Genomic DNA, 13,066 nt, shown 5'->3' on the forward strand with positions numbered 1-13,066 from the left:
CTGTTTCTATGATGAAAAAGACAGCCTAGGCTGTCTTTTTTTATGGGTATATTTTTATGGATATAAAAGCATAGATATAATTAGCGTAGCTTAAAGTTTATTTTATGATTCACTTTTATTAGCTGCAATGGTTAGGCTTAACTGTACGCTAGGCAAATCAGTTTTTCGACTCTTTGACTGTTGCTTCTTAACGCTATTATTATCTTTTAATTTACCATTATTTTGCTGATTTAAGCGCTGTAGCTGCCTAGTTAGTTGACGCTCTTTTTCGCTCATAGCGGTTACTGGCTGAATAAAAAGATCGATGTCAATAAAGGTCTCAGACCCTTCTACGATAAACTCGATTCCTAATACAATGATGTGGTGCAGCTCTGCTATAGGTAGGCGCGTAGCCACATCTTTGGCGATAGTTTCTAGGTTTGGCGCTATAGCCATTCGGCTATGCTTACCTTGTCGCTGCTGACCATAAAATATCAACACGTAATGCCGACCTAAGCTCTCATAAGAGTGCTGATGAATGACATAACCTGTCTGCTGCTCTTCACTAGGACGACTAGGGTGCTGATATAAAGTATGAATAAGCTGATGACGTGAGAATAAGGATTCATCTAGCAACTGGCGCTGCCAAAGGCTTAGCTGAGCGGTGGACTGCGACTCTAAGAGCATCTGCCCGCTAATCTGCGCCCATAACATAGCGGCTTGCTGCATTTGCTGATGATAACTCTCAGTCTCGACCGCGCCATGCTTTTGAGCCAAGCTCATAGTGACTAATGAGCGGTTAGGCTCATCTTGGATAGCGTACTTGATCAGCGCGTTATCGATACGAATCGCTTGAGTATACAGATCCGCGCTATTCATAAACTTATTTACTAGTTGTTGCTCAGAATCAAAGCCAGCTTGACCACTGATAAAGGACTGCTGCAAAGCGGCCTTATGATATTGCAATAATCGCCAAAGCTCGCCAGGAGTCAAAACCGTAGCTAATACGCTCTGCCAGTCTTGCCAGCTAAAGACTGATAGTATTGAGCTGGATTTATCAGCATTTTTATCATTACTACTCGCCAAATGATCTATCGCGTACTGAGCACCAAAGCTATGCTGTAAAGGTAAGTCATTACTCTTAGTATTTGTTAAGTTTTCGCTATTTACTAAAAGTCTTATGTTTAATGCCAGTACATAAACGCTTGCTTGCTTATTACTATGCTGTTCTATTAACTTTTTTTGCCAGCGTAAAGAAAATTTTATAGCGGCTAAACGCGTAGCTTCTATATCAGTATTGCTATCGCTTGAAGCAAGAATAGCATTTATTTTGAGCACATTAAGTTGACCCAAAGGTAAATGATAACGGTATGAGTTAATACGCTCATTGTCTGATGATTCGTCCTCTAGCAGATAAGTATTTAGCCAAGCTTCTGGCTGTGATATATCAAAGAGCTGCTGAGTAGATTTTGTCAAAATAAAAGCCTTTTATTATTCACTATCCGGCGTAAGGTAGTGCTGCTAAACCGCCTACTAATCACTGATATTAATAGCCAATTTAGCAGCATTTTTATAATCGCTACTTGTTATGAGCAATGGTTAACGCTATGGTAGGTTTATTATTTATACCCTTTTACACGCATTAATTGTTAGCAATAAAAAATGATAACGCTAGTTTAGCTAATTACTATTAGACTGCTTAACTTATATAATAACAAGGATTGAATACCATGAAACGCTTTAATGATAAAGTCGTCATTATTACCGGTGCAGACTCAGATATTGGCCGGACTACTGCGCTCAAATTCGCCAAAGAAGAAGCGAATTGTGTGCTAGTTGGCATCAATAGTGAGCTTTTAGAATATATCTATAAGGAGCTGCCACAGGATCATACTTGGATAAATACAGGTAATCATCTTACCGTAACTTGTGATGTCAATGATCCCACACAAATTGAAGAGATGATAAATTTTGTGCTTGAAAAATATCAACATATAGATGTGATGGTAAATATTGATACCGAGGTTGGTATTCATCAATCCGTCATCCCAGAGCTGATAAAAACCAAAGGTAATATCGTCAATGTTACTACGCTGACAGACATGCCAAGTGGGTGGGACATTGAGGCTTATCATACTGAAAAAGAGCGTTTTTCTGCTATTACCAAAACATTAGCATTAAAAAACGCTTCTCATGGCGTACGTATTAACGCTGTGGCTGCAGGATTGGTCACTACAGATACTAGTCCCAACGCTTTTATTGCTCATTGTCCGCTAGGAAGAACAGCCACACCTGTTGATGTTGCTGAAGCTATCGTGTTTTTGGCGAGTAATGATGCTGCGATGATAACGGGAGTTAATTTGCCTATCGACGGTGGTATCAGCGCCTTAAATACATAATCACCAATAAAAAATCTTCTACTAATCAAAACTTATTCGGCATGGCATCATCGAGCCTGATATCGATGATGAGCACGCAATAGGACTGCTCATCTTGTTCATCCTTTTGCACACAGCGCTTTTGCCAAGCTAGTGCGGACTTGATGACGGCTTGGCGTGCGCCTTCGATAGCGCCCTTACTAGCCGCGGCAGGCAAATGCAAGGTACCGTTTAATAAACGTAACGTTCCTGATGGCAATAAATAGCTGGACTGTTGCAGCTGGCAGTTATCCTCTAAATTGCTCATTGCCAAAACAGCAATAGGCTCCGCGTCGATCTGCTCATAGCAAGCTAACTCATCTATTTTTTTGCTAATATCGGAGTCGGTTGGTAACAGTTCAGGCACAGCGCTTACCTCGTGTTATAAATTGAAAATAAATAAAAAAGTAATAAAATCTCTATCTATAAACGGTAGTTTTACTTGGGCTCATATCGCTTTCAAAGCAATGACTTGTTATGATGACATAAAAGCAGCAAAGCTGATGCATCGATTTATAACTCACCCACCACTTAGGGTTTGCTTACTCATTTTTTATGTAGTGACTATTATCTGCATATGATAACAAGGACTGAACATCATGAAACGTTTTAAAGAAAAAACCGTCATCGTCACAGGGGCCGGCTCAGGTATCGGTCGCGCAACTGCCATTCGTTTTGCTCAAGAAGGCGCTAGCGTCGTTTTAGTAGGACGGACTGCCGACACTTTGACAGAAACTGCCAAAGAGTTTCCGCAAGATCGCACTTGGATTCATACCGATAATTATATGACCATCACTTGCGACATTAGTGTGCAGAGTCAAGTGCAAGAAATGATTAAAAGAGCCATCGCTCAATTTGAAAAGATTGATGTTTTGGTGAATAACGCAGGTAAGGCCATCCAAGGTAAAATTACGGAGCTAACGGCTGAAGACTGGAAGTTAGCAATTGATGTTAACTTAAATGGAACTTTTTATGTCTGTCAGGCAGCCATGCCGCACTTGATAGCAACCAAAGGTAATATCGTCAATGTCTCATCATTGTCAGGGGTCGGCGGTGATTGGAATATGGCAGCTTACAATGCCGCCAAAGCTGGCGTTAGCAATCTAACACGGACGCTGGCTTTAGATCATGGTCCTGATGGGGTACGTGTCAACGCGGTTAATCCAAGCGCGACTAAGACAAATATGACCAGCGCCATTCAAGATAATGATGCCAAGACCGATAAATTCTTAGATCGTTGTCCACTTGGTCGTTTGGCCACGCCAGAGGACATTGCCGCTGCCATTACTTTTTTGGCAAGTGACGATGCGTCGATGATTACTGGCGTCAATCTTGCGGTGGACGGCGGGGTTAGTGCTTCTAACGGTCAGCCTCAGTTTTAGCTATTGCTCTCTTTGTAATTGAATATGAGTATTTTGCTAGCCATCCCTAAGAGGCTTAAATACTCATATTCGCAAGACATATCTAATCGGCTGATTGATTAACATCCTGTAGTGGCTGCGACAAGCGCTCAGGATATTTTGGTAATACGCCTTTATATTGAGCATAGATTTTTGGCAAGTCAGCCTCGATATCTCCAGTAGGATAGACAGCGGTCAAAAAACGTATTTCTTTGGTTTTATAATCCAATGCCACTGGCAAAATAGGAACATCAGCGCCCAAGGCTAAATAATAAAAACCGGTTTTCCACTCTTTTCTATAATCGCGAGTGCCTTCTGGAGATAGCCCCAAAAACAGCGGCTCACCAGTCTTAAACTTAGCAATACTTGCTTGTAGCACTGAGCCCTTATTGCCACGATCGATGGGAATAATACCCAACCATAGTAATATCTGTGACAGTACTGGTACTTTGAATAATGTGTGCTTACCCATAATGCTAACTTTTAAATCAATAGCAAACAAACCGGGCAATGCATAGAGGCCATCCAAATAAGAAGTGTGCGGCAAAGCCAATACCACTGCTTGCGACACATTTGGAATATCGCCAACAGTACGCCAGCCTAATACTTTTAACAAACGCGCACCGATAACTGGCGTAATAGCACCGCCACGTCTGGGAATTAAGTCACCCAAATCCTTTCGGCTAAGCTTCGGTAATATTTTAGAGCGTGTAGAACTAGCGGCAATAGGCTTAGAACGACGGCTAAACTTCGATGTCATAACGGCACCAGATAATAAAAGATAGCTACATAATAACATTAACCTTATGCCACTAAATTGCCTTTTATAATCTTTTATCGTGCTGTCTCTTACTCAACCCTACAGCGAGCATCAGCCTACCTAATGCTCGTTGTTACTATAGTTTATGAGATATCAGCCAAGTTACCTTTGTCCTCAAGCCAAGTCTTACGATCAGCAGAGCGTTTCTTAGCGAGCAGCATATCCATCACACTATTGGTTAATACCATGTCGTCCATGTCTAGCTGGACTAAGCGGCGGGTGTCACGGTTCATGGTCGTCTCACGTAGCTGCTCTGCACTCATCTCACCCAAACCCTTAAAGCGAGTAATCTGGGCTTTTTTATTGCCAGGCACATTGGCTAATATATGCTCAAGCTCGCTCTCATCCAGCGCGTAATGCACCTCGCGACCGATATCGACTCGATATAAAGGCGGCATCGCCACGAACAGATGACCAGCATCCACTAGCGCTGGGAAGTGTTTAACGAATAACGCGCAAATCAGCGTGGCAATATGCAGCCCATCAGAGTCAGCATCGGCTAAGATACAGATTTTGTCATAGCGTAGCTCAGAGAGATCATCAGATGCCGGATCTACCCCAATAGCAATGGCGATATCATGAATCTCTTGGCTCGAGAGCACCGTATCAGACGATACTTCCCAAGTATTTAAGATCTTACCACGTAGCGGCAATATCGCCTGATAATGACGGTCACGCGCTTGCTTGGCTGAGCCGCCAGCAGAGTCCCCCTCGACCAAAAACAGCTCCGCGCCATCACGCAAATCACCGCGGCAATCCGCTAACTTACCAGGCAGCGCTGGGCCTTGGGTAATTTTTTTGCGCGCCACTTTTTTAGCCGACTTAAGACGGCTGCCCGCTTTATTGATCGCCAATTCAGCAATCTGCGCGCCTAGATCAGCATGCTGATTGAGCCATAAGCTAAAGGCGTCTTTGGCTAATGCTTGCACGGCTCCTGCCGCTTCACGGCTCGAGAGACGCTCTTTGGTCTGACCTGAGAACTGCGGCTCTGAGAATTTTAGTGATAAAATATAGTTAATACCGTCCCAAACATCCTCGCCCGTTAGCTTGACGTTACGCGGCAATAGATTATGAATCTCACAAAACTCACGTAATGCTTCTAGGATACCCGTACGCAGACCATTAACATGCGTGCCGCCTTGCGCCGTTGGAATAAGATTGACATAACTTTCTTGAATAGGGTTTCCGCCCTCCGGCAGCCAAGATAAGGCAAAAGTAATCCCCGCACGCTCGCCATCGGTAGCCTCATGATTATAATAAAAAGGCGCTGGCGGTAGCGTCTCTAAACCGTCTAGCTGCTCGGACAGATATTCAACAACGCCATCAGTAAACTGCCAAACGACTTTTTCATCATTGATACTATCAGTAAACTCGATAGTCAGTCCCGCCGCCAATACCGCTTTGGCTTTTAGATTATGTTTGAGCTGTTTGACGTTGAATTTTGGCGTATCAAAGAAGCTGCCATCTACCCAAAAACGTACGCGAGTACCACGTTTACGTTTGTTAGAGCTGACCGATTCAGTAAGCGGCGTCACTGGCGCGCCGTTTTCTAGCGCCATATCGAACTGAGTGCCATCACGCCAGACGGTGACCTCAACGCGGGTTGATAGCGCATTGACCACCGAGATACCGACACCATGCAGACCGCCCGAGACTTGATAGTTGGAAGTGGAGAATTTACCCCCAGCATGCAAACGCGTTAATATCAGCTCAATACCTGTCTGGCCAAATTCCGGATGAATATCGGTCGGCATACCGCGCCCGTCATCTTCTACGGATAATGAGCCGTCTTCATGCAGCTGCACTTTGATAATTTTGGCAAAACCCGCCAATGCTTCATCAACGGAGTTATCAATGACTTCCTGCGCCAAATGATTGGGACGAGTGGTATCGGTGTACATACCCGGACGCCGACGTACGGGTTCTAATCCTTCTAAAACTTCTAACGATTGCGCATTATATTGACTCACAAATGCATCCTTTATTATTCATACATTATTTTCTATATTCCTATTATAACCAAAAATAGTGCGCTAAAGGCCGATAGTTACAAGCCTTACGTCAGATACTGTCGTTTAGTTCTGCTGATTCAATCTAAGCAAGCAAGGCTATTTTTCATTATTTTATGAGGCAAGCTGTTGCACTAACTCCATCACTCTTGGTAAATGCTCCGCAAAGTCACTAAAGCGGTGATCGCCCTCTTTTTGCAAAATAACCCTAGCGCCTTGCTCGCTATAAAACTGCGCCGAAAGACTAGCATCAAGTAATTCATCGCCCTCTTTGATGAGCGCGGCTAGTTTATTTGGATAAGTTATTGAAGATAGTTGATGCTTAGCGAACCAGCGCAAATCTGCTATCGTTATCGCCCAGCCACCAGTAGTCGTATAGAGCACTTGTTGTTTTGCTAGCTCATCATCAGTAGCGGTATCATCTAAACTCTCCTCGTCAGAAAAACGCTGTAAAGTGAGATGCGGCTGGGTGCTAGGATTCAATAATAATGCGCTGCAGCCGGTATGATTACTCACTAAGGTTGAAAAATACCCACCTAACGAACTACCAATCAATACGGTCTTGGCTTCTTGACTCAACTTAGTAACTAAACTAGTCAAATAGCTAAAGACCTGCTCAGGTGCTTGGTTTAGATCTGGGCGATGCACTGTAATACTAGGATAATGCTTCTCACAATACTCTGCTAATAAAAGCCCTTTCATAGAGTTAGCATCGCTATCTAAGCCATGGACGTACACAATATTCATATGCAATCTCATCTTCGACATTCGGTATACTATAAAACTGATAGGTACAAAAACTAATAAAGTGTGAGCATAATACCCCTTTTATAGCGATAGTAGTGCTAAAAATGCCAATCTATAGTCAAATTAAATCCGTGTAAAGGCTATCTCAAAATATCTATTGGAACCGAAAAAATAAGACAAGGAGAAGTCATGAGTGGGCAGATTGAACTTTTTGACATCGATAATCCTTGCATTGGGGTTTGTACCAGTAATAAAAAAGGCTATTGCTTCGGCTGTCTGCGGAGTCGTACCGAGCGGCAACTGTGGTTAAGTATGAGCACTGAACAGCGCCGTGAGGTATTAAGGTTAATCGTGGGGCGTAAGCAGCGTATTGAGCAGCTGCGGCAGCGTAAAGAGGAACAATTGGGCTTTGATTTTGAACCGGTAGCTGAGACTGGAGAGCTGTTTTAGGCAAGGCTTCCGACATGATCAAAGGCACACTACAATCACAGATACCGTATTTAATTAGACGTTTGATAAGAGAGTTGATGATGCAACTACGCTAATACTACAGCTAAAAACAGATTAATCTTCCTTTACACATTACCAATATTTATCATAAATAACTTTAGCCAAACTTTTATAAACTAGTTGAGAATTTAAATATTAGACCATTAATAAAAGAGGGCTGATGATGCTAAAGAAACTATTCAAACCTAAATACGTAAAGTACGACCCTAAATATATCACCTTAAGCGATGAAGATAACAAAGTCATCGACACCATCACCGAAGACATCCGTCTCTATGTCAAAAAAAGCAAAGAGTTAAACGATATCGATCATCATACCCGTGCTGTCCATGCCAAAAGCTATTGTGGTCTAAAAGCTAAGTTTGAGATATTGGACAACATACCCAAAGAATATGCTCAAGGTCTATATGCCAAAGCGGGCATTCATGACGCTATCATCCGCTTCTCTAATGCCGCTGCTGCCGTTAGCCCAGATAGAAGATTGGGGTTAGGACAGGGACTAGCTATCAAGATATTCGATGTGCCCGGCAAAAAGCTAGCGCCAGGCGAAGAAGACAGCACCACCTTTGATTATGCGTTAGTGAATAGCCCTATCTTTTTTACTAACAACTTAAAAGACTATGCTTATCTGTCAAAATTAAATTTTGGCATAAACGGTTATCTAGGCGACGGGCTAATAGGCAAAGGTAAATTCGTCTTTCATTGGTTGACCAAATACGGCAAAGAGTTCCCTGACGCTGAAGGTTTACGCACATTGAATGCTTTTAGAAAACTAGCTACTACTCCTCCCAAGAACGCTTGGTTATACGACTACTTCTCCCAAGGCGCGTTTCGTCATGGTGACTACATGGCTAAGATTAGAGTGACGCCTACCGAAGATTCAATGAAGAAAATTAAGCGTACTAATATTCATCTGTTTACCGAAGACGAAGCGATTCGTCCTGCTATCATCGATGAGATCAGAGAGCACGACTATCAATTCGAAGTGCAAGTTCAGCTTTGCCAAAACATTAAGAAGCAGCCTATCGAACAGCTGACTAAAGAGTGGAGAGAGTCTGATGCGCCCTTCGTCACGGTAGCGACTTTGACCATACCTTGCCAAGATATTCCAGACGATGGTAACGTAGCGGCGATAGAAGATTTGAGCTTTACCACTTTTCGCTGTCTAGAAGAAAATCGTCCTATTGGTAACTTGCAGCATTCTCGTTTGCGCGCTTACCAAGCTTCCTCTAAAGCCCGTCATGAGCATAATGAAGCTAAGCGTAAAGAACCTACTAGCTTGAAAGAAGTGTTTAATAAGTCAGCTAATAAGTAATTATTCGCAAAGATAGCTTAGAGTACAACAGCAAAAGCCCTCATTCTTATGAATGAGGGCTTTTTTGTACATAAGAATAGAAGACAAAGAAAAGCCCCAACATACTAAAGTATGTTGGGGCTTTTCAGGAATAGAGAGCTGACGATGACCTACTCTCACATGGCCGGAGCCACACTACCATTGGCGCAACGATGTTTCACTTCTGAGTTCGGGAAGGGATCAGGTGGTACCATCGTGCTATTGTCGTCAGCAAAGGGGGTTAGATATGAGTCTGATGTTTTACTTAATGACTTAAGTACCACTTATCCTAACTGAATCAAGGATAAAGGTGATATCGATATAATGCTTAACGTTCTATAAATAACCATTGCGCATTTTGTCTGTCAAGGGACCTTCAAGTAATTGAAGGTACGTGACAGACGCACAACTGAGTTCTCTATAGACAATTACAAACCACTTGGGTGTTGTATGGTCAAGCCAAACGAGCAATTAGTACAGGTTAGCTACACGCATCGCTGCGCTTCCACACCCTGCCTATCAACGTCCTAGTCTTGAACGGCTCTTTAGGGAAATCTTATCTTGAGGTGGGCTTCCCGCTTAGATGCTTTCAGCGGTTATCCCATCCGAACGTAGCTACCGGGCAATGCCATTGGCATGACAACCCGAACACCAGTGGTTCGTCCACTCTGGTCCTCTCGTACTAGGAGCAGCTCCTCTCAAATTTCCAACGCCCACGGTAGATAGGGACCGAACTGTCTCACGACGTTCTAAACCCAGCTCGCGTACCTCTTTAAATGGCGAACAGCCATACCCTTAGGACCTGCTTCAGCCCTAGGATGAGATGAGCCGACATCGAGGTGCCAAACACCGCCGTCGATATGAACTCTTGGGCGGTATCAGCCTGTTATCCCCAGAGTACCTTTTATCCGTTGAGCGATGGCCCTTCCATACAGAACCACCGGATCACTAAGACCTACTTTCGTACCTGCTCGACTTGTGGGTCTCGCAGTTAAGCGCGCTTTTGCCTTTATACTCTACGACCGATTTCCGACCGGTCTGAGCGCACCTTCGTACTCCTCCGTTACTCTTTAGGAGGAGACCGCCCCAGTCAAACTACCCACCATACATTGTCCTCGGTATTGTTATACCTGAGTTAGAACCCCAACATGACCAGGGTGGTATTTCAAGATTGGCTCCACCAAGACTAGCGTCTCGGCTTCAAAGCCTCCCACCTATCCTGCACAAGTCAGGTCAAAGTTCAATGTAAAGCTGTAGTAAAGGTTCACGGGGTCTTTCCGTCTAGCCGCGGGTACACAGCATCTTCACTGCGATTTCGATTTCACTGAGTCTCTGCTGGAGACAGCGCTGCCATCATTATGTCATTCGTGCAGGTCGGAACTTACCCGACAAGGAATTTCGCTACCTTAGGACCGTTATAGTTACGGCCGCCGTTTACTGGGGCTTCGATCAAGAGCTTCGCATACGCTAACCCCATCAATTAACCTTCCAGCACCGGGCAGACATCACACCCTATACGTCCACTTTCGTGTTTGCAGAGTGCTGTGTTTTTAATAAACAGTTGCAGCAGCCTGGTATCTGCGACTGCCAACAGCTCAAGGAGCAAGTCCTATCACCATCAACAGCGTACCTTCTCCCGAAGTTACGGTACCATTTTGCCTAGTTCCTTCAGCAGAGTTCTCTCAAGCGCCTTGGTATTCTCTACCTGATCACCTGTGTCGGTTTAGGGTACGATTCGTTTATGACTATCGCTTAGAAGCTTTTCCTGGAAGCATGGTATTTGCCACTTCACCCTACAAGTAGGGCTTGCTATCAGATCTCGACCATATAGCAGCCCGGATTTACCTAAGCTGCAAGCCTACATCCTTTCACCTGGACAACCAACGCCAGGCTGACATAACCTTCTCCGTCCCTCCATCGCATCATAAACAAGTATCGGAATATTAACCGATTTCCCATCGACTACGCCTTTCGGCCTCGCCTTAGGGGTCGACTCACCCAGCCCCGATTAACGTTGGACTGGAACCCTTGATCTTCCGGCGTGCGAGCTTTTCACTCGCATTATCGTTACTCACGTCAGCATTCGCTCTTGTGATACCTCCAGCACACTTTACAATGCACCTTCACAGGCTTACACAACGCTCCCCTACCACTTGAAAACAAATTCAAATCCGCAGCTTCGGCTCCTAGTTTGAGCCCCGTTACATCTTCCGCGCGGGCCGACTCGACTAGTGAGCTATTACGCTTTCTTTAAAGGATGGCTGCTTCTAAGCCAACCTCCTAGCTGTCTATGCCTTCCCACCTCGTTTCCCACTTAACTAGGAATTTGGGGCCTTAGCTGGCGGTCTGGGTTGTTTCCCTCTCCACAATGGACGTTAGCACCCACTGTGTGTCTCCCGGATATCACTCATCGGTATTCGGAGTTTGCATCGGTTTGGTAAGTCGGTATGACCCCCTAGCCGAAACAGTGCTCTACCCCCAATGGTGTTCGTCCGAGGCGCTACCTAAATAGCTTTCGGGGAGAACCAGCTATCACCGAGTTTGATTAGCCTTTCACCCCTATCCACAAGTCATCCCCTGGCTTTTCAACGACAGTGGGTTCGGTCCTCCGGTGCCTGTTACGGCACTTTCAACCTGCTCATGGATAGATCACTCGGTTTCGGGTCTATACCCTGCAACTAGACGCCCTATTAAGACTCGGTTTCCCTACGGCTCCCCTAACGGTTAACCTTGCTACAGAATATAAGTCGCTGACCCATTATACAAAAGGTACGCGGTCACCACGCAAGGTGGCTCCCACTGCTTGTACGCACACGGTTTCAGGTTCTATTTCACTCCCCTCACAGGGGTTCTTTTCGCCTTTCCCTCACGGTACTGGTTCACTATCGGTCAGTCAGGAGTATTTAGCCTTGGAGGATGGTCCCCCCATCTTCAAACAGGATTTCTCGTGTCCCGCTCTACTTAATATGTTGATACTAGAATTTAAAATACAGGACTATCACCTACTACGGTCAGCTTTCCCACGCTGTTCTTCTATTCTAATATCAATCGGCTTCTCCCCGTTCGCTCGCCGCTACTTGGGGAATCTCATTTGATGTCTTTTCCTAAGGGTACTGAGATGTTTCACTTCCCCTCGTTCGCCTCTTGTACAAGTACAAGATACCTAGCTTATGCTAAGTGGGTTTCCCCATTCAGAAATCTCCGGATCACAGGATATTGCCGCCTCCCCGAAGCTTATCGCAGGCTGTCACGTCTTTCATCGCCTCTGACTGCCAAGGCATCCACCATGTGCGCTTAATTACTTGACCATACAACCCCAAAGGGTCTATTAGTTTCGCAATTATAACGATATCACCTATGTTTACGCTTGATTCAGTTCTCTTTACTTTTTTAATAACCAACTCTTGGGATAACAAACAATGTCGTTAAAGAGCTGATTATTAAGGTTAAGAAGTGCGCGTGAACACGCTCTTCTTAACCCAGACTCATATCTATGTTTTTAAATAGTTCCTAATCCTTCGTCAGGTATTAGGTTCTGTATAAAACAGAAAGAAGTAATCATTTGATAATCACTTGTTTCTGTTTATGCTATTCTAAATATTCTATTTAATCGCGCTTGTTTATTAATGGTGGAGCCAAACGGAGTCGAACCGTTGACCTCCTGCGTGCAAGGCAGGCGCTCTACCAACTGAGCTATGGCCCCTAAATAATGGTAGGCCTGGGCAGACTTGAACTGCCGACCCCCGCGTTATCAACACGGTGCTCTAACCAGCTGAGCTACAGGCCTGTACGAGGCATATACCTCTAGCTAATAAACTAGCTTAAACTAAAGAACAACTTGTTGTGAATTC

The 13,066-nt window shown here is 44.4% G+C and carries 9 protein-coding genes, 2 tRNA genes and 2 rRNA genes; 4 read left to right on the forward strand and 9 right to left on the reverse strand.

All coding sequences use genetic code 11. The features are described 5' to 3' along the window. Positions 1 to 102 precede the first annotated feature (102 nt). Positions 103 to 1,455 carry a hypothetical protein gene (locus M0N77_RS11240; RefSeq protein ID WP_353105268.1) on the reverse strand — a complete coding sequence of 451 codons (1,353 nt, stop codon included), beginning with the start codon at positions 1,453 to 1,455 and terminating at the stop codon, positions 103 to 105. A 254-nt stretch (positions 1,456 to 1,709) separates the two neighbouring features. Here M0N77_RS11240 and M0N77_RS11245 point away from each other — a divergent pair, with 254 nt between their 5' ends. Then, a complete protein-coding gene (locus M0N77_RS11245) occupies positions 1,710 to 2,378 on the forward strand; it encodes an SDR family oxidoreductase (RefSeq protein ID WP_353105269.1) in 669 nt (222 codons plus the stop codon). 25 nt (positions 2,379 to 2,403) lie between these two features. Here M0N77_RS11245 and M0N77_RS11250 read toward each other — a convergent pair whose 3' ends face one another. Further along, complete coding sequence (locus M0N77_RS11250) at positions 2,404 to 2,763, reverse strand: hypothetical protein (RefSeq protein WP_353105270.1); 360 nt, start codon at positions 2,761 to 2,763, stop codon at positions 2,404 to 2,406. 232 nt (positions 2,764 to 2,995) lie between these two features. On the opposite strand from M0N77_RS11250, the gene M0N77_RS11255 reads away from it, so the two are divergent. Further along, positions 2,996 to 3,778 carry an SDR family oxidoreductase gene (locus M0N77_RS11255; protein WP_353105271.1) on the forward strand — a complete coding sequence of 261 codons (783 nt, stop codon included), beginning with the start codon at positions 2,996 to 2,998 and terminating at the stop codon, positions 3,776 to 3,778. Positions 3,779 to 3,860: 82 nt separating this feature from the next. Here M0N77_RS11255 and M0N77_RS11260 read toward each other — a convergent pair whose 3' ends face one another. The 3 genes from M0N77_RS11260 to M0N77_RS11270 all read right to left on the reverse strand — a co-directional run bounded on the left by M0N77_RS11260 (position 3,861) and on the right by M0N77_RS11270 (position 7,372). Continuing rightward, entirely contained in the window at positions 3,861 to 4,556 is a 696-nt protein-coding gene (locus M0N77_RS11260) for a lysophospholipid acyltransferase family protein (RefSeq protein ID WP_353105272.1), read from the reverse strand. 143 nt (positions 4,557 to 4,699) lie between these two features. After that, positions 4,700 to 6,586 (reverse strand): DNA topoisomerase IV subunit B, encoded by a 1,887-nt coding sequence (gene parE, locus M0N77_RS11265; RefSeq protein WP_353105273.1) that lies wholly within the window; start codon positions 6,584 to 6,586, stop codon positions 4,700 to 4,702. A gap of 153 nt (positions 6,587 to 6,739) precedes the next feature. Next, entirely contained in the window at positions 6,740 to 7,372 is a 633-nt protein-coding gene (locus tag M0N77_RS11270; protein ID WP_353105274.1) for a YqiA/YcfP family alpha/beta fold hydrolase, read from the reverse strand. 189 nt (positions 7,373 to 7,561) lie between these two features. Between M0N77_RS11270 and M0N77_RS11275 the strand changes: the two genes are divergently transcribed. Then, complete coding sequence (locus tag M0N77_RS11275; protein WP_353105275.1) at positions 7,562 to 7,822, forward strand: DUF1289 domain-containing protein; 261 nt, start codon at positions 7,562 to 7,564, stop codon at positions 7,820 to 7,822. 220 nt (positions 7,823 to 8,042) lie between these two features. Beyond that, positions 8,043 to 9,197: a catalase family protein gene (locus M0N77_RS11280; protein ID WP_353105276.1), complete on the forward strand. Its 1,155-nt coding sequence runs from the start codon at positions 8,043 to 8,045 to the stop codon at positions 9,195 to 9,197. Between the two features lie 136 nt (positions 9,198 to 9,333). On the opposite strand, the gene rrf is transcribed toward M0N77_RS11280, so the two are convergent. The 4 genes from rrf to M0N77_RS11300 all read right to left on the reverse strand — a co-directional run bounded on the left by rrf (position 9,334) and on the right by M0N77_RS11300 (position 13,002). Beyond that, a 5S ribosomal RNA gene (gene rrf, locus M0N77_RS11285) occupies positions 9,334 to 9,448 on the reverse strand. A 217-nt stretch (positions 9,449 to 9,665) separates the two neighbouring features. Then, positions 9,666 to 12,523, reverse strand: a 23S ribosomal RNA gene (locus M0N77_RS11290). Positions 12,524 to 12,842: 319 nt separating this feature from the next. Continuing rightward, positions 12,843 to 12,918, reverse strand: a tRNA-Ala gene (locus tag M0N77_RS11295). A gap of 7 nt (positions 12,919 to 12,925) precedes the next feature. Beyond that, positions 12,926 to 13,002: transfer RNA gene (locus M0N77_RS11300), tRNA-Ile, on the reverse strand. Positions 13,003 to 13,066: the final 64 nt, after the last annotated feature.

Origin of the sequence: Psychrobacter sp. AH5, assembly GCF_040371085.1 — a bacterium.
In the GTDB taxonomy this organism is placed as follows: domain Bacteria; phylum Pseudomonadota; class Gammaproteobacteria; order Pseudomonadales; family Moraxellaceae; genus Psychrobacter.

Coding starts and splice junctions, on each gene's coding strand:
- M0N77_RS11245 (WP_353105269.1), top strand. CDS start 1,710: ATGAAACGCTTTAATGATAAAGTCGTCATTATTACCGGTGCAGACTCA.
- M0N77_RS11255 (WP_353105271.1), top strand. CDS start 2,996: ATGAAACGTTTTAAAGAAAAAACCGTCATCGTCACAGGGGCCGGCTCA.
- M0N77_RS11260 (WP_353105272.1), bottom strand. CDS start 4,556: ATGACATCGAAGTTTAGCCGTCGTTCTAAGCCTATTGCCGCTAGTTCT.
- M0N77_RS11270 (WP_353105274.1), bottom strand. CDS start 7,372: ATGAATATTGTGTACGTCCATGGCTTAGATAGCGATGCTAACTCTATG.
- M0N77_RS11275 (WP_353105275.1), top strand. CDS start 7,562: ATGAGTGGGCAGATTGAACTTTTTGACATCGATAATCCTTGCATTGGG.
- M0N77_RS11280 (WP_353105276.1), top strand. CDS start 8,043: ATGATGCTAAAGAAACTATTCAAACCTAAATACGTAAAGTACGACCCT.